Raw genomic sequence first — 25875 nt, forward strand, 5'->3', positions numbered from 1 at the left:
TGTATCCCTGAACAGTTCTTGTGATAAAAACATTGTAACTTTGCAGTCTTGTAAAAATTAATAAAGAGAATAAAATGAAGCGAGTTGTAGTAGGACTTTCTGGAGGTGTGGATTCAAGCGTTGCCGCGTATTTGCTGCAGCAACAGGGATATGAAGTGATAGGTCTTTTTATGAAAAATTGGCACGACGATTCAGTTACTATTTCAAACGATTGCCCATGGTTGGAAGACAGTAATGATGCATTGTTAGTTGCTGAGAAATTGGGTATTCCTTTTCAAACAGTTGATTTAAGTGAAGAGTATAAGGAGAAGATCGTGGATTACATGTTCAATGAATATGAGAAAGGACGTACTCCGAATCCAGATGTACTTTGTAATCGCGAAATAAAATTTGACGTTTTTATGAAAATTGCTTTAAGCTTGGGGGCAGATTATGTAGCTACAGGTCATTATTGTAAAAAAAGTGAACTCGAAGTCAATGGCAAAACGGTGTACCAATTACTTGCCGGTGCTGATAATAATAAAGATCAATCTTATTTTCTTTGCCAATTGTCGCAAGAGCAATTATCTAAATCTTTATTTCCGATAGGTGAATTAACCAAGCCTGAAGTACGCGAAATTGCTGCTCAAATGGAATTAGTGACTGCCGAAAAGAAAGATTCTCAAGGTTTATGTTTTATAGGTAAGGTTCGTTTACCGGAATTTTTACAGCAGAAATTGCAACCAAAAGAAGGGGAGATTATCCAAATTGATAAAAACGATTCTATATACGCCGTTGAAGAGCAAGAGGGACTGTCTAACGAAGAATTATTGTCATTAGCGTCGAAAAAAATAGCATATACTCCAGATATGGGGAAAGTGGTAGGAAAGCATCAAGGGGCTCATTATTTCACGATAGGTCAACGTAAAGGACTGAATGTGGGAGGAAATAAGGATCCGTTGTTCATTATTGCCACTAATGTAGAGACTAATACAATCTATACCGGTTTGAGCAGTCAACATCCGGGATTGTTTAGAACGGGCTTATTTATAGAAAAATCAGAAGTGCACTGGATTCGTACCGATATGACCTTGGCTAACGGTGAAGAAATGGACGTTATGGCAAGAATACGCTACAGACAGCCGTTGCAAGCAGCTACTTTACATCAGTTTGAAAACGGAATGTATGTGTCTTTCCGGGAACCGCAATCAGCTATCACAGAAGGGCAGTTTGTTGCCTGGTATATGGAAGATGAATTAGTTGGTTCGGGAGTTATTTCTTAGATTAGTGCTTTATTTATAAATAAATTGCAAAACACCTGTTCGCTTAATTCATGCATTCATTTTATGAGTTAATTATTGGGCGATATCGTTTTGTCTCATGTGAAAATTGACTATGAAAAAGTTTTTTCTATTCTTATTGTTATCGCTTAGTACCATAGCTTTTTCTCAAGAAGATGCATGGGTTTATTTCAATGCTAAATCGAATCAGCAGTCGTATTTTGACTCGCCCATACTGATGCTTTCTCAAAGAGCTTTGGAAAGAAGAACAAATCAAAATATAGCAATTGATTTCAAAGATGTTCCCATTAATCCCGCTTACATAAGTCAAGTAAAATCCGTTACGGGGATTACTGTTATGGCAAAATCAAAATGGATGAATGCGCTTCATATTCGAGGGACTCAAACCTTGATAAATTCGTTGAAAGGATTCGCTTTTGTGGATAAAGTAGATTTCGCCAACAAAACATTGAATCAAGCAGGTAAAACAGCGAAGGTATTTAAGCAAAAAGAACAAGGGAAGACCAGGAAGATTAAAATTGATTATGCTTACGGTTCATCCGATAATCAAATTAAGATGCTTAACGGCGACGTATTACACAAACAAAATTATACTGGTACAGGAAAGATTATCGCTATAATGGATTCAGGTTTTTTGGGGGTAGATACGACACAGCCTTTTCAAAGGCTGAGAAATAATAAGCAAATTTTGGATGGTTATAATTTTGTATTGAGAGAATCTAATGTGTATACTTCAGATTCTCACGGAACATCAGTCCTATCAACTATGGGAGGTTATACGGAAAATAAATTAGTAGGGACTGCCCCAGATGCTTCATATTACTTGTTTATTACTGAAGATGTTAGAAGCGAGAACCCAGTGGAGGAATCACTTTGGGTTGAGGCAGCTGAAAAAGCAGATAGTTTAGGAGTAGATATTATTAATACATCTTTGGGATACTTCGAATTTGACAATGCTGCCTACAGTCATACCTATAGTGAAATGAATGGAACTACGGCTTTTATATCTAGAGGAGCTGAAATCGCTTTTAGTAGAGGAATGATTGTTGTCGCATCTGCAGGTAATGAAGGAGTTACTTTGAATCCTCATATTGGAGCACCAGCCGATGCAGTGTCTGTACTTGCAATTGGAGCCGTTAATTCATTAGAGACAAGAGTTTCCTTTAGTTCTATTGGTCCTTCCTACGACCAAAGGGTAAAACCGGATGTAATGGCACAAGGAGTGTCCACTGTTTTATCAAATCAATTTGGTGCTATCGTAACTGCAAGTGGAACGTCTTTTTCTGGGCCTGTCATGGCTGGTATGGTTGCTTCTTTTTGGCAGGCGTTCCCCACGAAAACAAATAAAGAAATCAGAGCGTTAATTATTGAATCCGCGGACAGATATACTGCACCGACAGCTCAATATGGTTATGGTATTCCTGATTTCAGTTTGGCTTTAACTCTTTCTGTAAAGGATCTTGCCAACAATTATTTTGTGGTTTATCCGAACCCAACTTCTGATTATATTTCGGTTCGGTTTCCTGAAAGTTTTAATAAAGGAACGGTTGTTTTTTATACCGTTTTAGGACAAAAAGTTTTAGAACGAGAAGTTAGCAGTCCGGTAGATACTTTCTCATTAAAATCATTAAGTAATGGAATTTATATCTATAAAATTGAATCGGAGGCTTTTTCGAAAAGCGGAAAAATAATAAAACAATAATATCCAACCTACTAAATGAATACAATTACAAAGCTTTTTAATATAAAATATCCTATTATCCAAGCAGGAATGATTTGGGTAAGTGGGCATAAACTCGCAAGTGCAGTAAGTAATGCAGGAGGATTAGGATTGATAGGAGCGGGATCCATGTATCCGGAAGTACTACGCGAACACATTCAGAAATGTAAAAAAGAAACTTCTAAACCCTTTGGAGTGAATGTTCCTATGTTGTATCCCAATGTGGAAGAAATCATGAAGATTATTGTCGAAGAAGGAGTGAAAATTGTTTTTACCTCGGCAGGAAATCCAAAAATATGGACTCCGTATTTAAAAGAAAACGGTATTACGGTAGTGCATGTAGTCAGTAGTACTTTATTTGCGTTAAAAGCGCAAAATGCAGGAGTAGACGCTATAGTCGCAGAAGGTTTTGAAGCCGGTGGTCATAACGGAAGGGATGAAACTACTACTTTTACGTTAATTCCAATGGTAAAAGAACAAATAAAAATTCCTGTTATTGCAGCAGGAGGGATTGCAAACGGACGAGGAATGCTTGCCGCAATGGTTTTGGGGGCAGATGCTGTTCAGGTGGGTAGTAGATTTGCGGCATCGATGGAATCATCGGCACATGACAATTTTAAGAAAACGATAATAGAAACTAAAGAAGGAGGGACACAACTTACATTAAAGGAATTGGCTCCCGTTCGGTTAATAAAGAACAAGTTTTTTCAGGATGTTCAAAGTTTATATGAGAAATGTCCAACAAAGGATGAATTAGTGACGTTGTTAGGCAGAGCAAGGGCAAAACGAGGTATGTTTGAAGGTGATTTAATTGAAGGTGAGTTGGAGATCGGTCAAATTGCAGGTTTGATACATGAAGTAAAATCGGCAGAAGGAATCATTTTAGAAATGATGGCAGATTATAATATGGCGAGAAAAGAAATAGTAGCTCTTGATTTTTAATTATTGAACTAATGACCAAAATTAAATTATATATAGTGTTGCTGTTCTTTGGAGTTGGGTTGCAACAGGGCTATAGTCAGATTTATAAATTCAAAACTTCAGGTGTTAGTTTTTTGGAGAAAAACGAAAAAGGGAAATGGGGAAAATGGTCTGATTTAGAATTGGTAAATGTTGTAGTTTCATTGGATACCGATAAAAGCAGAATTGTTATTTACTCCCAAATTATTCAATTGTTTGAAATCATCGAGTATCAGGCAACTGAGGAAAATGATACTGATGTTGTTTACTCCTTTACCTGTAAGGATAATAATGGAGATGATTGTACTCTTTCCATAATAACTAGGAAGCACCAGGATAATAGAAAGCAATTATATGTTAATTATGGAAATAGGATTATTGTTTATAATATTTTTAATTTAGAAGGGTAAATAAATCAAAATTGAGTTGCGTTCCGCTTCGGGTTATTTTTAATAGGCTATAAAAAAGAGCCGATACCGTATTAAATTTATAAGATTAAGCGATTGTTGAATAGAGTGAATTCTATTCTCAATCGCTTTTTTTGTATTCTATTTTTAGTTAGGGGTCGATTATCGTATTTGTGTTTGTGGGGTCAAAAGGAGAACCGATTTCGTCAGTGCATGCTAAATTCATAAGAATGCATCTGGTTTAAAACAATTAGTACGCATATTACAAGAACGTACTTAATTAGCGACTTTCTATCTTTATGAGAAGCTGGCATGAGATTCTATCGGAAGTAACTTCCGTAAATTACTTTACTTATACAAGTATGAAAAGCTCTTGCTGAGTTGTCCAACTCGGTCATTTATTCATTCATTTTACTGTATTCTATTTTGAGAAGCACTGAGTGATTTTTTGAACTCCTCTGTGCTTCGGTTTTTCTTCCAGTTAGGGTTGAAGCTTGAAATTTTAGTGTACTCCTTTTTTTTATGATATTAATCTTATTTTACGCTAGGTTATAAATGTAAATAAATTTCATTACCCCTAATCTTAATGGGGTTAATTTCGTTATTAAGATATTTTAAGTTAGATAATAGTGATTTAAATTTAATATTTACTTCCAAATACTAAAAAACACGTGGTCTACTGTCAAAAATTAATTATGAATATAATATTTTTATATTGACAAAAATGTGGATTTCTTGTTTTTTTGAAGTGATTTTTTGTAATTGATAATTCTTTCCAAATCAAATCAAAAAGTCAATATTTATTTATTTAACTAGAGTAAAAGTTGATAAATTCGTCCCAACAAAAAAGTTAAAATCAGTAAGAAAATAAATAACCAACAACCAAAATAATAAATAACCAAAACAAAATGATGATGAAAAAAGTAATTTTAACTTTAGCTCTAGCGTTGACCGGGAGCCTAACATTTGCGCAGAATAGTCCATTAGAAATCTCAGGCTCTGCAGATGTGTACTATAAATATGATTTTGCAAAGAAAGAAAATATAGGCACTAGTTTCGCAACTGACCAAAACTCAGTTTCTTTAGGTATGCTTGATATTGCTTTGAAAAAAACAACAGGTAAAGCTTCTTTTGTAGGGGAAATTTCCTTTGGCCCAAGAGGTCAATTCCAGTCTATACCTAATGGTGATGGAACAGATTTAAATAGTTTCCACATTCAAAACTTATATGCAACTTATGCTGCGACAGATAAATTAAGTTTCACTGCGGGTTACATGGGGACTTTTATTGGGTATGAGGTAATCTCGCCAGTTGCTAATTTTCATTATTCAACTTCCTATTTATTTACGAATGGGCCATTCCAAAATGCGGGAGTTAAAGCAAATTATGCAATCTCTGATAAAGTGGGTATCATGGTTGGCGCTTTTAATGATGCTTGGAATTCTTATAAAGCAGATCCAATCAAAGGTTTAAATGCATTTGGGGCTCAGTTGTCATTTGCTCCTACTGATGGTGTAAGTGCTTATCTTAATTTTATGGATGGTTCTGTTAGTGGTACTATAGTTGATTTAACGGCGTCATTCCAACTTTCTGATAAATTCAAACTAGGCTTAAATGCCGCTGATTTCTCAAATGAAGGTAAAGTAGGTTATACAGGTTTAGCTTTATATCCTGCAGTGGATGTAAGTGATAAATTTAGCTTGGGTTTACGTGGGGAGTATTTTAAATTTAAAGAAGGGTCTGGGGATAACTCAGTAACTGCATTAACATTATCAGCTAATTTAAAAGCTGGTGGATTAACTCTTATTCCTGAGTTTAGATTAGATAGCGGTTCTGATGAAACTTTCGAAAAATCGAGCGGAGACCCTACAAAATCGGCATCTCAATTTGCTTTAGCAGTGGTTTACGGATTCTAAATTTATAATTTTTTTTTTGACTGCCAAGACACTGTAAGGTGTGTTGGCAGTTTTTTTATTATAATGAATGAACTGTAATAGGTATCCTTAAATCTTTAGTTTATATCAAAAAAAAACAGTTCTTTGATAAGTCAAAGAACTGTTTTTAAGATGCGTTTATAGTGTCAATTTACTGTTTTTTATAAATCGAGTAAATTGTATTGATAGTGTTTTGATTTAAAATTGAATCGACTTCCGTTTGGATAAAGTGTAACTTAAACGCTGTTATGGCAGAAGGAAGATTTTTGGTGTCATATCCTATGATTCGTAGTGCCTGTTCCGGGTTAAAATCAAGTGGAGCGGTTTCCAAAACATCATCTTTCCATAAACCAAATCCATTTTCGGCCAATGTATTCCAAGGGAATAGGGCGCTGGGGTCATTTTTACGAGTAGGGGCAATGTCTGAATGGCCTACAATGTTTTGAGTTGGAATATTATATTCTTTCTTTAATTTGCTCAATAGTGCCATTAAGCTGGTAATTTGTGCTTCGGAAAAAACCTCTGTTCCATTATTGTCAAGCTCAATTCCTATTGATGATGAGTTGATATCGGTGTCTTTCCCCCACGAACCTCTACCAGCATGCCATGCGCGTAAATAGTCATTTAACATTTGTACTACACTACCGTCATCGGCAATAACATAATGTGCGCTTACTTGGGTTCTGGTTACGGTAAACGTTTTTATCGTTTGTTGAAGCGAGTCTTGGGCTGTATGGTGAATGATGATGAAATTAGGTTTTCGCAAATTGAAATTCACGGTGCCAATCCATTCAGTACGTATGCCGTTATCTAAAGCAGTTGATCCCATTTCGGACATAGTATCCTTGAAGGAGTATAATTGTTTTGTGTATACATTATCTATATTTATTATCGTTTTTGAAACGATGGGTAATGGCTCAGGTTCTTTATTTGATATAGTTTCTTTAAAGGTTTTTAGCTTAGTGTCATATTCTTTTTCGCTTGCTTTATAGGGATTTGTGGAACAGGAAGCTACTATGCCCGCAACAATCAGATAATAGAAATATTTTTTCATAATTTAAAGGAACTTGTTTTGTTTAAAAATATAATTATCTATTTCTTCTTGATTTTTTGTTTTTGCCTTCTTCGTTCAGCGCTTTGTATTTTACTTTTTGATCCTCATTTAAAAACTGATTGATTTTCCTGTCCATAGTTTCTGAAAGGGCTTCAATTTCTTTTGCTTTTTGTTCTTGTCCGGTGTCAGCTTTTAATAAGATTCCTTGTGTTCTCATGCTATCTGTCAATACATTTGCGATGGCAATTTCCTGTAATGCATCAAGGTTAAGTTCTGGTTTTAACTTTTCAATTATTTTACCAACAGTAACCTCGACAGGGATTTCTTTAGGCTGATCGTGGCTCGGGCCCTGAGGCATTTGAGCCATTTGATTATTTCTTCCGTTTTGATTTCCGTATCCACCTCCGCCATAACCGCCTCCTCCATAACCGTTGTTTCGATATTGTGCCGAAACGGTATCTATGGATAATAACATAAGTGCCAAAACGAATAAGATTTGAATTGTTTTCATGTTTATTTTTTAAAAAAGGGTTATCAAATAGTTTTGTTAGGTAATGAATGTCAAAAATCTATACAGGTTCTCCGTATAAGTCAAATTCAGTGGCTTCAATAATTTTTATCATAGCAAAATCTCCGGTTTTCACATAATGTTTTGAGGCATCAATTAGTACTTCGTTATCTACATCTGGACTATCAAATTCCGTTCTTCCCACAAAATGACCACCTTCTTTCCTGTCGATAATACATTTGAAAGTTTGACCTAGTTTTAATTGGTTTAAATCCCATGAAATTTGAGATTGTAATTCCATTATTTCATTAGCGCGGTCTTGCTTCACATCAGCGGGAACATCGTCTTCCAATAAGTATGCATGGGTGTTTTCTTCGTGAGAATAGGCAAAACATCCCATTCTGTCAAATTTCATTTCTTGAACCCAGTCTTTTAAGATATTAAAGTCTTCCTGCGTTTCTCCTGGATATCCTACGATTAGAGTCGTACGAATCGCCATTTCTGGAACTGCTGCGCGGAAATCTTTTAATAATTTGGTTGTTTTCTCTTGAGTTGTTCCGCGACGCATTGATTTCAAGATAGAATCTGAAATATGCTGTAATGGAATGTCAATATAATTACAAATCTTAGGCTCACGTTTCATGATTTCCAAAACATCCATAGGGAAACCGGTCGGGAAGGCATAGTGCAAACGTATCCATTCGATTCCTTCTACTTTTACCAATGCTTCCAGTAATTCGCCAAGATTACGTTTTTTATAAATATCAAGACCGTAGTAAGTTAGGTCTTGTGCAATTAAGATCAACTCTTTCACACCATCTCTTGCTAATCCTTCGGTCTCTTTGACTAGCTTTTCAATAGTTTGTGAAACGTGTTTTCCACGCATGATTGGAATAGCACAAAAACTACAAGGTCTGTCGCAACCTTCGGCAATTTTTAAATAAGCATAATTTTTCGGGGTAGTGGTCAATCGCTCTCCCAGTAACTCATGTTTATAATCAGCTCCCAAGGCTTTCAATAATGCAGGCAATTCAGTTGTCCCAAAATATTGATCTACATTTGGTATTTCTTTTTCTAAATCAGGTCTGTAACGTTCCGACAGACATCCGGTAACAAAAACCTTATCTACTAATCCTTTTTCTTTTTTATCAGCATATTCCAAAATCATGTTCACTGATTCGGCTTTTGCATTGTCGATAAATCCACAGGTATTAATGACAATAATATTTCCTTCTTCGGCAGCTGGAGCTTCATGCGCAACATCCTTTCCGCTTGCGCGTAGTTGTCCCATCAGCACTTCACTGTCGTATATGTTTTTAGAGCACCCTAGAGTGATCACGTTGATTTTATTCTTTTTTAATGACTTGGTTCTCATATATTTATAAATTGGAGTGCAAAATTACGTTTTTTTTATTCAAACAGAGCTTTTTCTGGGGTCTTTTAGCTTTTATTTAAGGGGGCATTATCCGCATCTGTTGTAATTTCCTGAAGAAAAACAGGGAAGGATTTCACTGCAAACGATGTTTATTGGACTCAATTGAAAATAAAATTTAAGTGAAGTGATTTGGGGTATAAAAAAATCCGTTCCAATTCGTTGCAACGGGTTTTTCTGTTTTTATTTCTTATTTGGATTACAATTCAAACAATAAAGTCAATGAGATTGTATTGTTGACGGAATTTATTTTAGCGCCATCAGTTAACCCTTGCGTAAAAAAGCCTTGCTGTGAGTCTCTTTCGGCATAAGCATAAGATAAATCAACTTTCGTTGAACCAAAATTATATCCCAGACCTCCTGAATAGCCTGTCAAGTCACCAATGGTGTTCGTGTTTTTGTAAGGACTTTGCTCATAACGATATCCTGCTCTCAGGCTCAGTTTCTCAATTTTATATTCGCCGCCTATTCTCAATTCACCGGTATTGTCTAAGGTGTTACTCATAGTGTTGTTCAAGCCGTTAAAATAAGTGTCGTTTTCAGGTTTAAACTTGGTGTTGCGGTAGTCTTTTATTGCGTAATCAATACTGATTAAACCAGATTTTCCAAAAACATAGGCAAAGCTTCCTGTTAGTTTGCTTGGTGTCTGCAATTTGTATGCAGCATATACATTCGTAATTCTGGGGTCCACAACATCTGAAGGAAGAGAACCGTCGCTATTACTGCTTACTGCAATAAGCTTTTGGGAGAGCTCGTCACTTAAACGGTACCAAGTTGATGATTCGTAAGCAAGTCCCAAACGTACCTCGTTGGTTACTTTTGCAATAGTACCTAATTGAAAGGAGAAGCCTGTACCATAAGTATATAGGTCATTGTTAAATTGTAATTTGGTTACGTCGTAATCAGTCCCTAAAGTATTATTATTGTCTTCATAAAAAAGAGAGGATTGTCTGAAGTCCGTGAAATGTGAATTAAGATTCAGGCCTATATATAATCGGTCATTATAGGATGTCGCTGCATTAAAAGATAGCTTTCCGTTATAACCGCTTGAATAAATTGTATTTTCCTGATAATAATTACCTCCTGCAGCTACGTTTGATGTATACTCGGTATTGTTTGGGTCATTATTTACGGGATTTATAACATACCCTTGATAGCCTAAAAATGCTTGTTGCTCCCCATTGCTTAAATTTCCGTAATTAGAATCTTCTAAAATATTCAGGGGAATTCCATTTGCAAATTTCACAAAATAGGAACCGACGGAATTATTGGGATTTGTTCCAGCGCTAAATACAGAATTATTATAATTATTAGTATTCTCATAATTTACGGCCACTGAAAACTTTTTCCAACCGCTTTTTGTATTATTGTTGTTAAAGACAAAAACACCTCCGGCTTGATTGAGGTCAAAAGAATTATCTTTTTGAGTTGTTGTTGTGCCAAAATAATTTGAATTATTTTTTGTATCTCTATTGCTTAGCGTGATTCCAACTTGGTTGTTTGAAAAAACAGCAGATCCGGCTGGGTTGATGCCTATAGAGGAAAAGTCTCCACCCAAGGCCCCAAAAGCCCCGCTCATTGCCTGAAAGCGAGCAGTTCCGTTTAGATTGTCTTGTGAGTAGCGTAAGGCATCTTTTATCTCTTGTGATTGGGCTACGCCAAATGTAAAACCCGTAGCTAATAAAAATAAATATTTTTTCATTTTAATATTCTTTATGTTTTTGATATATGACAATGATAATTATCTTCTTCCTCCTCCAGAGGATCTTCTTCCACCTCCACCACTGTTTGAGGATCTGCCGCTATTACCGCTATTTGATCTTGAAGGGGTATAGCTATTGTTTCTTGAATTGCTTGAGTTTTGCTGTCTGCTAGTGTTTCTATTAACTCTCGTTCGAGTAGGAGCGTTGTAAGAATTATTTTGGTTCTGACTTCTTCTCGTAAATGTGGGACTTGTTCGAGTTCTGCTATCGCTACTGTAATTTGAGCTTCTTCTTCTATCTGTGTAGTTTGTGCTTCTATTATTGTTAGTTCTATTTTGGGAATAGTTTCTACTACTGTAGTTTCTATCTCCGTTTATGGAATTGGAATAGGAAGAACCTCTTCTGCTTGGGTTATTGGAGTAGTTACTGTTGTTTTGGTAATTATAATATCCCCAGCCATTCCCATACCAGTTATTTCCATACCAATTATTCCAGCCCCAGCCATTTCCATACCAATTGTTCCATCCCCAATTATTTCCATACCAGTTATTCAAACCAAATCCTACGTTCATTCCCCAGCCGTAACCTCCATTCCATCCCCAGTTGTTTCCGTACCAATTATTCATTGCCCATCCGGTATCGTAAACATTAATGCTTACCCCTTGAGGGTTACTACCCCATCCAGGATAGTTTTCGTAATCGTTTTGTGAGTTGTTGTTTTCTAAATTAGAATTATTGTAATTGTCGACATCTGTAAAGATTTCGGTAGATTGGTTGTTATTTTGTAAAGATCCAAAGTACTCTTTGTATTGATTTTGATTGTTCTGAGTCTCCGTTTCAATAGGCCTGTTGTAGGAGTTACCGTAAATCCCATCGGAATCATAGTACGAGCTATTTTGGTAGGATCCACAAGATGTCAATAGGACGCTCAATAATCCAAGAATGTAGTATATTGATTTGTTTTGGAAAGAAAGGATACTAGGTTTCATGTCTGTAGAGTTTTGATTGTTGCACATTACAAAAATAGTTAGTTTTGTTGAACTATTTATATAAATAATATAGCACAAAATTTATGCCAAACTACTCAATATGAGTGAGAAACTTGTTGCAAGATTAGCAGATTATTCAAAATGTTATTTTTTTGATGCTAAGTGCTGCTACGAGCAACGTTTGGGGTGGATTAGGTATTGTTTATATCATTGTTTAAGGGGTTTATAGCATATCTTAGTAGCTAAGCTTGTTGCGATATATGGCTTAAATTGCTGTATTTAGAACGTTCTAGAGTATCTAATGGAATTCCATTTGCAAAGTTTATATAATAAGTGCCAATTGAGGTGTTGGGATTTGTTCCTTCGGAAAAAACGGGGTTATTGTAATTATTGGTTTTCTCATAACTAATAGCTGCCGAAAATTTTTTCCAATCGCTATTTTAAGCATTATTAAAAACTAAAATATCTTTAGCTTGACTCAGATCAAAGAAATCGTCTTTTTGGGTTGTCTTAGCACTAAAATAATTTGAATTAATTTTTATATTATCATTACTTAGACTGACTATAGTTTGGTTATTTATAAAAACCGCTGATGCAAATGGGCTTTATGCTTGCAGGGCAAAAGTGCTCTCCTAAAGCTCCACTTATTGCTTGAAAGCAAACGGTTCTGCTTAGATTATTTTGGGAGTATCTTGTAGCACCTGAGGTTTCTTAAGACTGAGCGCTAACTGTAAAACTTGAAATTAAAATATATGTATTCGTTTTTGTTCAAATAAAGGTTTTTTATTTAAATTAAAGTCTTGATTTAATTTTAGCGTCCTCCTCTTCTGCCACCGCCAGAAGACCTTTCATTTCCGGAGTTAGAAGAGCTAGAACTTGAAGGCGAGTAGCTCTCACTTCTTGAAGTGTTAGGGCTAGTATTGTTTCTATCGTTATTGCTGTTGTCAAAAAGGTTAGTGTTCCTCGGTGTATTGTTGTTTTGGTTGCTGCTATTATTTCTTGTAGGAGTATAACTGTCTCGTCTTGTCTCGTTTTGATTTACTCTTGATCGAGAAGGTGTATTGTCGTTTTGATTAGTGGAATTATATCTTCTACTGAAAGTTGGTCTGTTGTTGGAATCGAAAGGGTTGTTTGAATTTCTTCTGTAGTCCGTCTCGTTGGTATTTTTGTTTGTGTCACTTATGTTATCCTGATAATTTCTGGAACTGAAATTTCTGTTCCCGTTTACTGAGTTGGTATGCGTAGAACCTCTTCTGCTTGAGTTGTAGGAGTAGTTGCTATTATTTTGGTAATTAGAGTATCCCCAGCCATTTCCATACCAGTTATTCCAGCCCCAATTGTTGCCATACCAATTGTTCCAGCCCCAATTATTTCCATACCAGCTATTCCAGCCAAAGCCAACGTTCATTCCCCAACCGTAACTTCCATTCCACCCCCAGTTGTTTCCGTACCAGTTATTCATTGCCCATCCGGTATCGTAAACGTTGAGGCTTACGCTTTGTTGGTTACTGCCCCATCCAGGATAGTTTTCGTAGTCGTTTTCTAAATTATAATCATTGTAATTGTCGATATCTGTAAAGATTTCGGTAGACGGGCTGTTATTTTGTAAAGATCCAAAGTAATCTTTGTATTGATTTTGATTGTTTTGAGTTTCCGTTTCAATAGTTCTGCTGTAGGAGTTTCCGTAAATTCCATCAGAATCATAGTAAGAACTATTTTGATAGGAGCCACAAGAGACCGTCAAAAGACTCAAAAACCCAGCAAGAGTGAAAAGGGAGGCTTTGTGGGATGAAAAAATAATAGTTTTCATATCTGTAAGGTTTTTTATTGTTGTGCAGGACAAAAATAGTTAGTTTTGTGGAACTATTTAGATAAAAAAAATAAAGCAAAATTTGTACCAAACTATTCAATATGAGCAAGAACCTTACTACAAGATCAGAAGATTATTCAAAATGGTATAATGAACTGGTTGTAAAAGCTGATTTAGCTGAAAATTCGGGTGTTAGAGGCTGTATGGTAATCAAGCCATACGGATATGCCATTTGGGAAAAAATGCAAGCAGAGTTGGATCGAATGTTTAAAGAGACAGGTCATCAAAATGCCTATTTCCCTTTATTTGTTCCTAAAAGCATGTTTGAGGCAGAAGAGAAAAATGCGGAAGGATTTGCAAAAGAATGTGCTATTGTGACGCATTACAGATTAAAAAACGATCCAGATAAACCGGGTAAGTTAATGGTGGATCCTAATGCAAAACTAGAAGAAGAGCTTATTGTTCGACCTACAAGTGAAGCAATTATCTGGTCTACTTATAAAGGGTGGGTGCAATCGTATAGAGATTTACCTTTGTTAATCAATCAATGGGCCAATGTGGTTCGATGGGAGATGAGAACACGATTGTTCTTGAGGACAGCCGAGTTTTTATGGCAAGAGGGGCATACGGCACACGCAACTAGGAATGAAGCTATCGAGGAAACTGAAAGAATGATGAACGTGTATGCTGAGTTTGCTGAAAATTTTATGGCTATTCCGGTCGTAAAAGGGATAAAAACGGAAACAGAGCGATTTGCCGGAGCAGAAGAGACTTATTGTATTGAAGCATTAATGCAAGACGGTAAAGCGCTTCAGGCGGGAACGTCACATTTCTTGGGACAGAACTTCGCAAAAGCATTCGACGTGAAATTTGCTAATGCCGAAGGGAAGCAGGAATATGTTTGGGGAACCTCATGGGGTGTTTCAACTCGTTTGATGGGAGCGCTGGTAATGACACATTCAGATGACAAAGGATTGGTTTTACCGCCCAATTTAGCGCCTATACAAGTTGTGATCGTACCAATACATAAAACGGACGAACAGTTAGCGGAAATCACTACTGAGGTAAATATTTTAATATCGGAGTTGAAAAAACTTCATGTTTCGGTGAAATACGATGATAGAACAACTCAAAAACCCGGATTTAAATTTGCTGAATGGGAATTGAAAGGGGTTCCTGTCCGAATTGCAGTAGGACCGAAAGATTTGGAAAACGGAACTTTTGAAGTGGCTCGAAGAGATACTTTGACAAAAGAAGTGAAGCCTAAAGACGGAATTGCGACGTATATCAGCGATTTGTTAGCGCAAATTCAAGCAGATTTGTTTAATAAAGCATTAAATTATAGAGACTCTCATATCACTGAAGTGAACAGTTTTGAGGAGTTTAAATCGGTTTTAAATGATAAAGGTGGTTTTGTATCAGCGCATTGGGACGGAACAGCAGGTACTGAAGAGAAAATTAAGGATCTTACAAAAGCTACTATTAGATGTATCCCTTTGGATGGTGTAGAAGAGGCGGGAAGCTGTATTCTCACTGGTAATTCTTCTAATAGAAGGGTGCTGTTTGCAAAGGCATATTAAAAAAAAACAAATTTTTTTGCCTCTAGTATTGTACGTCTAAAAAATAGTTGTATTTTTGCATCCGCATTACAGAAGCACGGTCCGTTCATCTATCGGTTAGGATCTCTGGTTTTCATCCAGGAAAGAGGGGTTCGACTCCCCTACGGACTACTATTTTTGTTTTGCAAAGTATTCCTTAGCTTTAAAAGGAGATGGTCCGTTCATCTATCGGTTAGGATCTCTGGTTTTCATCCAGGAAAGAGGGGTTCGACTCCCCTACGGACTACAATTTCAATTTAAATTGAAGAAAAAACTTAGGAGGATAATGGTCCGTTCGTCTAGGGGTTAGGACGCCAAGATTTCGTCTTGGTAACAGGGGTTCGATTCCCTTACGGACTACAAAAAAAGAATAGTAAAAGATAAAAAAGTAATAAAATGGCAAATCATAAGTCAGCTCTAAAGAGAATCAGAAGTAACGAAAAGAGAAGAGTATTAAACAGATACCAACACAAAACTACTCGTAATGCAATTAAAGCATTAAGAATAGCAACTGATAAGGTAGATGCTACATCTAAGTTATCAAATGTAATTTCTATGATTGATAAATTAGCTAAAAAGAATATCATTCATGATAACAAAGCATCTAATTTAAAATCTAAATTAACGAAATACGTTTCTAAATTGTAAGCATTACAATTTAGATATGCCATAAAAAAAAGGCTCCTTTTTAAGGAGCTTTTTTTATCTTTTTTTTTTAAAGTTAAAGCGAACTCTCGTTTCAAAGACTAATCGATTCTACTTTCTTTTAAGGGTGTAAAAGCGGTTTGCTTCGATAGTAAAGCGTTTAATTTAAAATCTAAATTAACGAAATACGTTTCTAAATTGGTAAGCACTATATCTTATATATGCTATAAAAAAAGCTCCTTTTTAAGGAGCTTTTTTTTTTTAAGTTAACTTTCGTTTCAAAGACTGATCGATGCGACCTTCTTTTAAGGGTATAAAAGCGGTTTGCTTCGACCAAGCCTATTGATGGCTTAATGTTGTGTAACGCCTTTATTTGATAAATAATCCAGCATGGACAGGGTAATGGGTTTTGATAAAAAATCGATAACCATAGGGTATGTCTTTGCTTTTTCTAAATCTTCTGGATCGATTGTTGACGAAAGAATTAAGACTTTTGTGGTAGTGTTAAAATCAGAATAGCTGGCGCTGCTAAAACAATCTAAAAATTCCCAGCCGCCCATTACAGGCATATTTAAATCTAAAAAAATTAATTGAGGTTGCTTTTTGGAATCAGGATTAGTTACTTCTAGTTTGAGTGAATCAAAGTAACGAAGTGCTTCCTCTCCATTTTGTGCTGTAACAATTTCATTCGAAAATGTGGTTTTGCAAATTACTTTTTTGCATAGCATTAGGGTTATAGGGTCGTCATCAACACATAAAATTAGGTCTAGCATTATGTTATTTGTTTTTAAATGTTAAAGTAAAAGTAGTTCCTTTATCGACTTCGCTTTCGATACTAATGGTTCCTCCCATAGCTTCAACTTGTGATTTTACGAGGTATAGTCCCAGTCCTTTGCTGTCAGGGTAGTTGTGAAACCTTTGGTAAAGACCGAAAACTTTATCTCGATTTCTTTCTAAATCAATTCCGATTCCATTGTCTTGAAAAATCAACGTGGTGTATCTCTCCCCTTGATGAGTAGATGCCACTATTTTAAGTGTTTTATTTTCTGATTTATATTTTATGGAATTTGTCAAAAGATTCAATAGGATGCTCTCTATGTAAGATTTGTTGATCTCTACTACAGGGGCTTTCTCAAAATCAATACGTATTATAGGCTGGAGGGTGCTAATTTGAAAAGTGAGTTGGCTGTAAACGTTATCAAACACTTCTTTTAGTACAACCGCTTCTTTTTGAATGGAAGGGTTATCTTTTATGATCATCACCTTAGTTAGATCATTGATTGTCTCATTTAGTAGGTGAGTTGACTTATTGAAGCCGTTTAAGATTTCTTTTAGTTCCGAGTTTTCAATGGGTATATCGTCGAGTAAACTCAATAAACCAGTTAGGTTAGACAAAGGGGCCCTAAGGTTGTGGGAAGTGATATATGAAAATTGCTTCAAGTCCTTATTATTTTGAGTTAATTCCCGAATGAGATGTTCTTTTTCTTTTTCCTGATTTCTCTCTTCAGAAACATCTCTTTGTATCGAAACCCAATGTGATAGTTCATTTTCTGAATTGTAAATCGGAATCATTGAAAATCGCAACCAAAACTCTTCTTGGTTCTTGGTGTAAGCTATCATTTCTATTACACGCTCCTCTCTGTTTGTTATAGCCGATATTATTTTTTTGATATTACTCTTATCGGAATTAACGCCTCTTAAGAGGTCTGGAGATTTGCCTATAATTTCGTAAGTAGAATATCCTGTCATGACTGAAAAAGCCGGATTGACATAAACTATTTTTGGTAATTTACGTGCGTTAAAATTGGCTTCCGTAATCATTATTGAATCTTTAGTTTGAACAATTACGGTTTCTAGTAACTTAAGTCGCAGTTCTTCTTCTTTTTGCTTTGTGATATCTTGAATGGCCCCAATCATTCTGATTGCTTTGCCATTTTCGTCTTTTAGAAGGAATCCTCTGTCAAGTACATATTTATAGGAGTTGTCAGCGCATTTAAAGCGGTATTCATCTTGCCAATTTTCTGTTTTTTGTTCTATAAAAGAATAGAGTTTAATTGACATTTTGATACTATCTTCGGGATGTATGTTGTCAAACCACCATTTTGAACTGTCTCCAACTTGATGTTGTTCGTACCCGAAAATACTTTTTATTCCTTTGCTCCAAAAGAGATTGTCTTCCTGTATTTTCCAATCCCATATAGTGTCGCTAGTAGCCTTGGCTACAATATCGTATTTTTCATTTGATTCTTTAATTTCGTCGTTTGTATTCTTGAGTTTTTCAAAAATAATTTTGCTTCTCTTGTCGTTAGTGGATAGTATATACCTAAAAGTAATACCAGTAAAAAATACTAAAACAAGATCCTTCGAGAAATTGTAAAACAGGTAATCATCTAAAAAATAGTACTTTACGGAAAGTTTGTGAAAAACGATAGCCAAAAAGACGGCTATAATGATATAAATGAGAGTTAACTGGTTGGTTTTGCTTTTCATCACTCAAATGTAATTAATTATAATGAATTATAAAATACCCTGATACACTTATTTTTCTACTCTAATTTGATATCTAAAACGTTAACAATATGTAAACTATTGTAGAAATATTTTTTATGTCAAAATAAAGTGTACCTTTGCACACATTAAAAATCACAGATGGAATCTATTAGAAACATTGCAATTATTGCCCACGTCGATCACGGTAAAACAACTTTGGTTGATAAAATTATGTATCACTGTCAATTATTTCGTGACAACGAAAACACAGGTGATCTAATCCTTGATAACAACGACTTAGAGCGTGAAAGAGGTATTACCATTACTTCTAAAAATGTTTCGGTAGTATACAAAGGAACAAAAATCAACATTATTGACACTCCTGGTCACGCCGATTTTGGTGGTGAGGTAGAACGAGTATTGAATATGGCTGATGGAGTTTGTCTACTAGTAGATGCTTTTGAAGGACCAATGCCACAGACACGTTTTGTATTACAAAAAGCGCTTGACCTTGGTTTGAAGCCATGCGTTGTAATTAATAAAGTTGATAAAGAAAACTGTACTCCTGAAGAAGTTCATGAGAAAGTATTTGACTTAATGTTTGAATTAGGTGCAGAAGAGTGGCAGTTAGATTTTCCAACTGTTTACGGTTCGGCTAAAAATAACTGGATGTCTGACCATTGGGAAAACGTAACGGATAATGTTGAAGCATTGTTAGATATGGTACTTGCTAACGTGCCTGCTCCTAAAGTTTCAGAAGGTACTCCACAAATGTTGATTACGTCATTAGACTTTTCAGCTTTTACGGGTCGTATCGCTATCGGTCGTCTTGAAAGAGGTGTGTTGAAAGAAGGTATGCCAATCTCATTAGTTAAAAGAGATGGTACAACAACAAAATCAAGAATTAAAGAGCTTCATACTTTTGAAGGTCTTGGTCGTAAGAAAGTGCAAGAAGTAACTGCTGGAGATATATGTGCTATTGTTGGAGTTGAAGGTTTTGAAATTGGTGATACTATCGCTGATTATGATAATCCGGAAGCTTTGAAATCAATCGCTATTGATGAGCCTACAATGAGTATGTTGTTTACAATCAATGACTCTCCTTTCTTTGGTAAAGAGGGTAAATTTGTGACTTCTCGTCATATTAGAGATAGATTGACAAAAGAATTAGAGAAAAATTTAGCCATGAAAATGGGTGAAACTGATTCTGCTGATAAATTTATGGTTTTTGGACGTGGAGTACTTCACTTGTCTGTTCTTATTGAAACAATGAGAAGAGAAGGATATGAATTACAAATTGGTCAACCGCAGGTTATCATCAAAGAAATTGATGGTAAAAAATGTGAGCCAATTGAGGAATTAACTATCGATTTACCAGAAAATCTTTCTGGAAGAGCTGTAGAGTTTGTTACAATCCGTAAAGGAGAAATGTTGAGCATGGAAGGTAAAGGAGAACGTATGATTATAAAATTCAATATTCCATCACGTGGAATTATCGGATTGCGTAATCAATTGTTGACTGCTACTGCTGGAGAAGCTATTATGTCGCACCGTTTCATAGGATACGAACCTTTTAAAGGAGCAATTCCTGGAAGAAATAATGGTTCACTGATCTCTATGGAAAATGGAAAAGCAATTCCTTATTCTATCGATAAATTACAAGATCGTGGTAAATTCTTCGTTAACCCTAATGATGAAATTTATGAAGGTCAAGTAATTGGAGAAAATTCACGTAGTGATGATATGAGTGTAAACGTAACTAAGGCTAAGAAACAGTCTAACGTTCGTTCTTCTGGAAATGATGAAAAAGCGAGAATAATACCTCCAATTATTTTCTCATTAGAAGAAGCTTTAGAATACATTCAGAAAGATGAATATGTAGAGGTAACTCCGAAATCTATTCGTTTGAGAAAAATACATTTGACTGAAACTGATAGAAAAAGATTTAAAATCTAATTTTATTATTAAATAGAAAAAAGCCATTCGAAAGAATGGCTTTTTTTATGCCTGCTATTTAGATAAGTTATGATTTCATCCTAAATAAGTAGGTTATACTAATTATAGTTCTTTATTAGTACGGAAAATTATGGTATAAGGCCGATATAGTATGAAAGCGATCCAATTTTTATTGAAGTATATTGAATACATAATCAGTATTACTTATCTTTTCAAACTAAAATGGCCCTTTGCAGCTCTTCCATCTTCCAGCTCTATTGTAAACCAATAGTCATCCGCGGGAAGCGTCAGACCATTGAAAGTACCATCCCAACCTTCATCAGATGGATTTATTTTTTTAAGAAGTTTGCCGTAACGGTCAAAAATAAATATAATAGATTTAGAATTAAAGTCTTTATTTGCTCCTTTTAAATTCCAGTAGTCATTATATCCATCACCATTTGGAGTGAAAAATTTTGGCGCTCCAAGTATCGCAATACGTTGGCTGACAATACCACATCCATTTTTATCGTTTACATATACTTCGTGTATTCCTGCAGGAACATTATCAAAGAAATTAGATGATTGAAAAGGTCCGTATGAATCATTTAAGCTATATTCATAATTACCAGAACCAGTTACATTTACGGTAACGGTATTAATATCTGTCATGTCAGCAATGTCAATGGTTTGAATCGTGGCAATATTCGAAGCGGTTACCTTTATAGTTCGAATTCTACTACAACCCCATGAATTGGTTACTTTAACTGAGTATATACCTTCTTCAAATACAAGCAATGTGTAATTTGTTCCTATAGAAGGAGAAACCCCAACTTTATTCCAGGCATAGGCATAATTAGTTATTGATGTGCCATCTTGAATTCCGGCATCAAGTTCAACACTAAATTTAGGGTTATCATCACAAATTAATGCATCCTCATTTCCATTTGTATTTAAGCTGATATTGGGTAAAGGATTAACAATAAAAGGAATAATTAGAGACGCAGTACATGTTGTGTTTATCGTGTTTTCAATTGTGACCTTAATGTTTTGTGTAACAGTAACAAATGGATTGGGCAAGGGACTAGGTAATGAATTTCCATTTTTGTCAAAGTACTTAACAATCATCCCAGTTTGCCCGTTCAGAATTGTCGCCTCAAAAGTTGATGTGTCGAAAGCAAATTGCCCATTTTGAAGTAAAGGCTTTGGCTCGTCATCACATACTGTCGTCAAGGAAGTAGGTATTGAAAAAGCTTCCGGTAGATCATCGACAGTAAATACAATTAGTGTTTCATCATAACACTTTAATGTCGAATTATTAGTCACGACCGCTTTAATGGTTTGCGAAGGTGTTGCAAATGTGGCAGGGAATGGACTTGGCAAAGGATTATTACTTGAATCAAAATAGGTCACAGTTACATCAGTTTGACCATTCAATAACGTCGATTGAAGCGCAGCGGTGTTAAAAGTATAAACTCCATCTTGATTGTCGTCACATTGTCTAGGAATAGTGACAGGATTTGCAAAGGGTAGTTTTTCAACTGATAGTTTAATGAAGTCACCAAAGCCAAAGCCGCAATCATTAGTTAAATTATTATTGACTCTTACCCAAATATTTTGAACATTAGGAATGTCATTCCTAAAGTTTTTATATTCAGTAGGATTTATGGCAAGTGAATTTCCAAAAGTGTCATTTTGAACTAAAGCATCGTTCCTGTTTCTATAATATTTAATATTGTGATCTGATAATGGTAAAGGTAGTTTAGCTTCTACATCTGCAATAGCATTGGTTAAATCAAAAGAAGTTATCCCATCTCTTTTATTTGTATTTAGCTCAGCTGTTGATGATCCGTCTGCCGCTAGAGTGTCATCACAAACAGGAGGTACTTTAAAACTATAGCCTAGTGGGAATTGTGACGATGCAACTTTTAATGTTAATTTGGCAATCCTAAAACAACCAGTAATTTTATCAGCTACTCTTACCCAAACATACATTATTCCTTGGGGAGCTGGAAGGGGGGGATTTATATTCTCAAAAGCAAGTGGTGTTGAAATTGGAACAATTGATAATGGATTATTTGCTTCAGCTTGTGAAGTGTAGTATGTGAAATTTTCATTTATAAAATTGTTAGAAATTACGTTGTTTTTCAATGTTAAATTGAAAAATGTTTTTAAATCTGAATCATCATCACATTGTATAATTGTTGTAACATTTACAATTGGTAATGGATTAACTATTAATGTTGTTGGATCAGAATCCAAACCGCAAGAATTTCCGATTTTGTTCAGTTTAACGCGATATTTGAAATCGTTCATTGCATTGGAAACACTTGTAATAGTCATGGTGTTTGTAGTAGCGTTTGAATACGTTGCAGTATTAGATATATCTGTCCAAGTTGTACCATTGGTAGAAAGTTGCCATTGGTAGCTATCACCATTATCAGTTATTGAAATATTTACATTTTCTGATTCACAAGTTGGCGGAGCATCAGGTTGTGTCGTTATTACAATTGGGGCAGCAATAATGTAGTTTTGATTTGGGGTTGTATAGCCAATGCCGCTCGTAACAACTCCATTAGCATCAACAGTTGGAGAAACAGTTCCTCCGAGAAGTTTATCTCCGTCCGGATCTGTAAATCCAGCTTCAAAAACATCACTACATAAATCATTATCACTGTCTAAGTCACGATAATTCGCTATTCCATTACCATCGGTGTCAGTAATAGAGTATTTTAATATTCCAGAATCTATAAAGGTTTCTACAGAATCATAAAGACCATTTGAGCCAAAACTCGCTGGATTGCCATCTATAATTCCGTCTGAATTAGCATCTATGGCATTACTTCCATCTTCTACTAAATCATAAATTCCATCATTGTCACTATCTAAATCTAAATAATCGGCAACTCCGTCATTATCAGTATCTTTTGGAGTTAGTCCATTAGCTCCAAAAGCATCATACAAACCATCATGATTGGCATCGGTAAATAATGTAATTAGGTTGTTTCCTTGAGCCTCAATACTATCAGGTATTCCGTCGTTATCGCTATCTGCATCTAAGTCATCTGTGATACCATCACCATCAGAATCTCTTGGAACGCAAACGGCAAAAAAGCTAAAACTCGCATTGTTTGTATCTGAATCAGATAAGTTTTTATGGGTAAAACTAATCGATTTTGATAAATAGGTTTGAAATTTAAAATCAACTGTCGGAGCTGATCCAGAAGTAGGTAGTAAGATAGTGCTATTTAATCTAAATCGAATTTCAAAAGAAGAATAAACAATAACACCACTTTCATAAATCCCATCATAATTAGTGTCAATTAACAATTGATTTGAGGGGTTTAAAACAGTTATCGTTTTATTGGTATCAGATTTAATTACAAATTCTTCATTAGATAATGATGATGCAGTTGCAGTAGTACTGGGGTTGTATTTTAATCCGACACTGATTGGGTTGTTGAAATCTAATTTGTAGGTTACAGCATTTGTTATTCCTGCGGCTAAGTTGGTCGTAAAGCTATCACCCGAACTTCCTGTGAAAGTATTTGTTCCTGAACCTGAAATTGTTGGAGACCCTATGTATGAATTACTGTAATTGCCAATAGCAACACTACCTGATGGGCTTGAAACAGGTATTGCTTTGTCTCCATAAGACTCTGTGCAATTTGTTATGCCATCATTATCGTTATCAATGTCAATATTATTATTTATTCCGTCATTATCAGTATCAATTGGGCAGTCACTTACTGGAATTTCATCAGATGGAGTTTCCGTTCCACAACTGATAATGAATTTTTTAACCTTATAATATCCAGGTCCTTTTTCTGAAAGGCTTGGTGTATACGTGTTTGATATTGCTCCTGGAATATCCTGACCATTGTAAACCCATTGAAATCTATTGTTTAAAGGGTCTGACGTGATACTTAATTCAACATTAGGCATACAGCCTGTAGTTGTTGAAGTTATGCTACTAAATGTGATTTCTGGTTTTGTATCAAAACCGGAATAATATCCGCCATAGGTTGCAGCGCCATTAGAGCTATAAAAGGAAACATAAACCTGCTTGCTTGATATCACCGCTATATTTCCCGTTGAAATTGGAATCGAATATCTTTCAAAAGTAGACTTCCCATCTATAGTAATAGGTAAAGAGGTCACAGGATCACCGTTTATTAATATAGTTGCTCCAGCTTCAGTTACGATATTTAAACTACCGTCAGTGTAATTTATATTTCCTATTTGTTCAATATATGGAATGTTATCTACAGTATTAGGTGTGGCACAATTTAAGGGTGGTACAAAGAACATGTTTTGATTGGCCGGTGGAGAATAAACAGTGCTGTTTCCGCCAATACATTGGTAAGCAAAAACCTTATTAGAACTTGAAACATATAAACTCCCATTTGTACTAAATTGGCTTCCATCAATCGCGACATAATCACCCTCATTAGCCAGAGTTGCATAAGGAGCTGAAATTCCATTTAGATTAATGATAGTATTTGGTTTATGAGCAATCAAGATAACCCGTTCTAATTCATCTGTACCCGCTCCTTTTACAAAAATATATTCTGTTCCCGTTTTGTCAAATGGAACTATTTGGTCAAAACCTACATCCCTTCCGCTTGGAACTAGATTTCCATTTTGATTTGGTACTAAATTCGCGCTATTGCTTCCGCCAAAAGAACCCGAATTGACTACCACCGGCTTGTCTGCAGTGACTAGTGCACCAATAATTTTGGAACTGTTTGAAGGAACGGTGTTATCTGTATTTTCTAAGGCTAGAACATAGCTTTCGTTTTTGTTTAAAATCACATTTAATGGACCATTAAAAAAGGTTCCGTTTGAAAGTATTGTACCCGGTGGTATATTCGAAATGGTAATTGTTGTGCCATTCTCCGTTGCTAAAATCGAAGCAAAATTCAATAAACTTGTGTCAAAAAGTGGGTTGAGCATAGCGCCTAATCTGAATTCAGTTCCCAATGCACTATTTCCTTTAGATACTAGCCCCCCTGCGTGATTATAGGACCCACTTGGATTTTCGCCTGCATTTACTCTTACGCTGGTATAAATTAAATCATCAGCTTCAATGATATATCCTTTATTACTTATTTTACCCGTACTGGCTTTCGGAATAAATAACTGACTGTTATTCCCTTGCCCAATAGGATGAATTACTGGATTACTATTAGTAACGACTCGTGTAATTGTGTTTCCTCCAATTTCAATAATTTTGACACTAACGTCCGTATTGCTAGGTGTCGAAATGTATACATATTGATCTTCTGCCAAGTTGTTTTGTGCAGTTAAAGGCGGGATATAATGCGTTTTACTAAACTGTGCAAAGGAGCTTATTGATAAAAAAGTAAAGAAAGTTAGTAAAGCATTTTTCATAGGCTAAAAATAGGTA

General features: G+C 35.5%; 17 protein-coding genes and 3 tRNA genes. 12 read left to right on the plus strand and 8 right to left on the minus strand.

Translation table 11 applies throughout. The annotated features are described in order from the left end of the window. The first annotated feature begins 74 nt into the window (after positions 1-74). From mnmA to CXF59_RS00345, 5 genes are all read left to right on the plus strand, one after another. Complete coding sequence (mnmA, locus tag CXF59_RS00325; protein ID WP_101135742.1) at positions 75-1262, plus strand: tRNA 2-thiouridine(34) synthase MnmA; 1188 nt, start codon at positions 75-77, stop codon at positions 1260-1262. Positions 1263-1374: 112 nt separating this feature from the next. Beyond that, the gene (locus tag CXF59_RS00330) at positions 1375-2982 is read left to right on the plus strand and encodes a S8 family serine peptidase (RefSeq protein ID WP_101135743.1); all 1608 of its coding nucleotides are present in this window, start codon (positions 1375-1377) and stop codon (positions 2980-2982) included. A gap of 15 nt (positions 2983-2997) precedes the next feature. Beyond that, positions 2998-3942: a nitronate monooxygenase family protein gene (locus tag CXF59_RS00335; protein WP_101135744.1), complete on the plus strand. Its 945-nt coding sequence runs from the start codon at positions 2998-3000 to the stop codon at positions 3940-3942. Positions 3943-3953: 11 nt separating this feature from the next. Then, positions 3954-4370 (plus strand): hypothetical protein, encoded by a 417-nt coding sequence (locus tag CXF59_RS00340; RefSeq protein WP_101135745.1) that lies wholly within the window; start codon positions 3954-3956, stop codon positions 4368-4370. A 911-nt stretch (positions 4371-5281) separates the two neighbouring features. Beyond that, positions 5282-6283 (plus strand): porin, encoded by a 1002-nt coding sequence (locus tag CXF59_RS00345; RefSeq protein ID WP_101136104.1) that lies wholly within the window; start codon positions 5282-5284, stop codon positions 6281-6283. A gap of 169 nt (positions 6284-6452) precedes the next feature. On the opposite strand, the gene CXF59_RS00350 is transcribed toward CXF59_RS00345, so the two are convergent. Next, complete coding sequence (locus CXF59_RS00350; protein WP_101135746.1) at positions 6453-7355, minus strand: N-acetylmuramoyl-L-alanine amidase; 903 nt, start codon at positions 7353-7355, stop codon at positions 6453-6455. A gap of 119 nt (positions 7356-7474) precedes the next feature. Between CXF59_RS00350 and CXF59_RS15625 the strand changes: the two genes are divergently transcribed. Then, complete coding sequence (locus CXF59_RS15625; protein WP_101135747.1) at positions 7475-7690, plus strand: SWIM zinc finger family protein; 216 nt, start codon at positions 7475-7477, stop codon at positions 7688-7690. A 234-nt stretch (positions 7691-7924) separates the two neighbouring features. Here CXF59_RS15625 and rimO read toward each other — a convergent pair whose 3' ends face one another. The 4 genes from rimO to CXF59_RS00375 form a co-directional block, all read right to left on the minus strand. Continuing rightward, positions 7925-9238 (minus strand): 30S ribosomal protein S12 methylthiotransferase RimO, encoded by a 1314-nt coding sequence (rimO, locus tag CXF59_RS00360; RefSeq protein WP_101135748.1) that lies wholly within the window; start codon positions 9236-9238, stop codon positions 7925-7927. Between the two features lie 256 nt (positions 9239-9494). Next, the gene (locus CXF59_RS00365; protein WP_101135749.1) at positions 9495-10997 is read right to left on the minus strand and encodes an OmpP1/FadL family transporter; all 1503 of its coding nucleotides are present in this window, start codon (positions 10995-10997) and stop codon (positions 9495-9497) included. A 39-nt stretch (positions 10998-11036) separates the two neighbouring features. Continuing rightward, complete coding sequence (locus CXF59_RS00370; protein WP_101135750.1) at positions 11037-11987, minus strand: hypothetical protein; 951 nt, start codon at positions 11985-11987, stop codon at positions 11037-11039. Positions 11988-12798: 811 nt separating this feature from the next. Continuing rightward, the gene (locus CXF59_RS00375) at positions 12799-13797 is read right to left on the minus strand and encodes a hypothetical protein (RefSeq protein WP_101135751.1); all 999 of its coding nucleotides are present in this window, start codon (positions 13795-13797) and stop codon (positions 12799-12801) included. A gap of 101 nt (positions 13798-13898) precedes the next feature. On the opposite strand from CXF59_RS00375, the gene proS reads away from it, so the two are divergent. The 5 genes from proS (at position 13899) to rpsT (ending at position 16043) form a co-directional block, all read left to right on the plus strand. Beyond that, a complete protein-coding gene (gene proS, locus CXF59_RS00380; protein ID WP_101135752.1) occupies positions 13899-15377 on the plus strand; it encodes a proline--tRNA ligase in 1479 nt (492 codons plus the stop codon). Between the two features lie 78 nt (positions 15378-15455). Continuing rightward, positions 15456-15527, plus strand: a tRNA-Glu gene (locus tag CXF59_RS14815). A gap of 43 nt (positions 15528-15570) precedes the next feature. Then, a tRNA-Glu gene (locus CXF59_RS14820) sits at positions 15571-15642 on the plus strand. A 41-nt stretch (positions 15643-15683) separates the two neighbouring features. Then, positions 15684-15755: transfer RNA gene (locus tag CXF59_RS00385), tRNA-Glu, on the plus strand. Between the two features lie 36 nt (positions 15756-15791). Beyond that, positions 15792-16043 (plus strand): 30S ribosomal protein S20, encoded by a 252-nt coding sequence (gene rpsT / locus CXF59_RS00390; protein ID WP_101135753.1) that lies wholly within the window; start codon positions 15792-15794, stop codon positions 16041-16043. Positions 16044-16390: 347 nt separating this feature from the next. On the opposite strand, the gene CXF59_RS00395 is transcribed toward rpsT, so the two are convergent. Then, positions 16391-16813, minus strand: coding sequence for a response regulator (locus CXF59_RS00395; protein WP_101135754.1), 423 nt, complete (start codon positions 16811-16813; stop codon positions 16391-16393). Between the two features lie 4 nt (positions 16814-16817). Continuing rightward, on the minus strand, positions 16818-18530 hold the full coding sequence (locus tag CXF59_RS00400) for a PAS domain-containing protein (RefSeq protein ID WP_101135755.1): 1713 nt from the start codon (positions 18528-18530) through the stop codon (positions 16818-16820). A 159-nt stretch (positions 18531-18689) separates the two neighbouring features. On the opposite strand from CXF59_RS00400, the gene typA reads away from it, so the two are divergent. After that, positions 18690-20486, plus strand: coding sequence for a translational GTPase TypA (gene typA / locus CXF59_RS00405; RefSeq protein ID WP_101135756.1), 1797 nt, complete (start codon positions 18690-18692; stop codon positions 20484-20486). A 204-nt stretch (positions 20487-20690) separates the two neighbouring features. Here the strand turns inward: typA and CXF59_RS00410 are convergent, their stop codons facing one another. Then, complete coding sequence (locus tag CXF59_RS00410; RefSeq protein WP_101135757.1) at positions 20691-25859, minus strand: T9SS type B sorting domain-containing protein; 5169 nt, start codon at positions 25857-25859, stop codon at positions 20691-20693. Between the last annotated feature and the right edge of the window lie 16 nt (positions 25860-25875).

Source organism: Flavobacterium sp. ALD4, from assembly GCF_002836475.1.
Taxonomy (GTDB): domain Bacteria; phylum Bacteroidota; class Bacteroidia; order Flavobacteriales; family Flavobacteriaceae; genus Flavobacterium.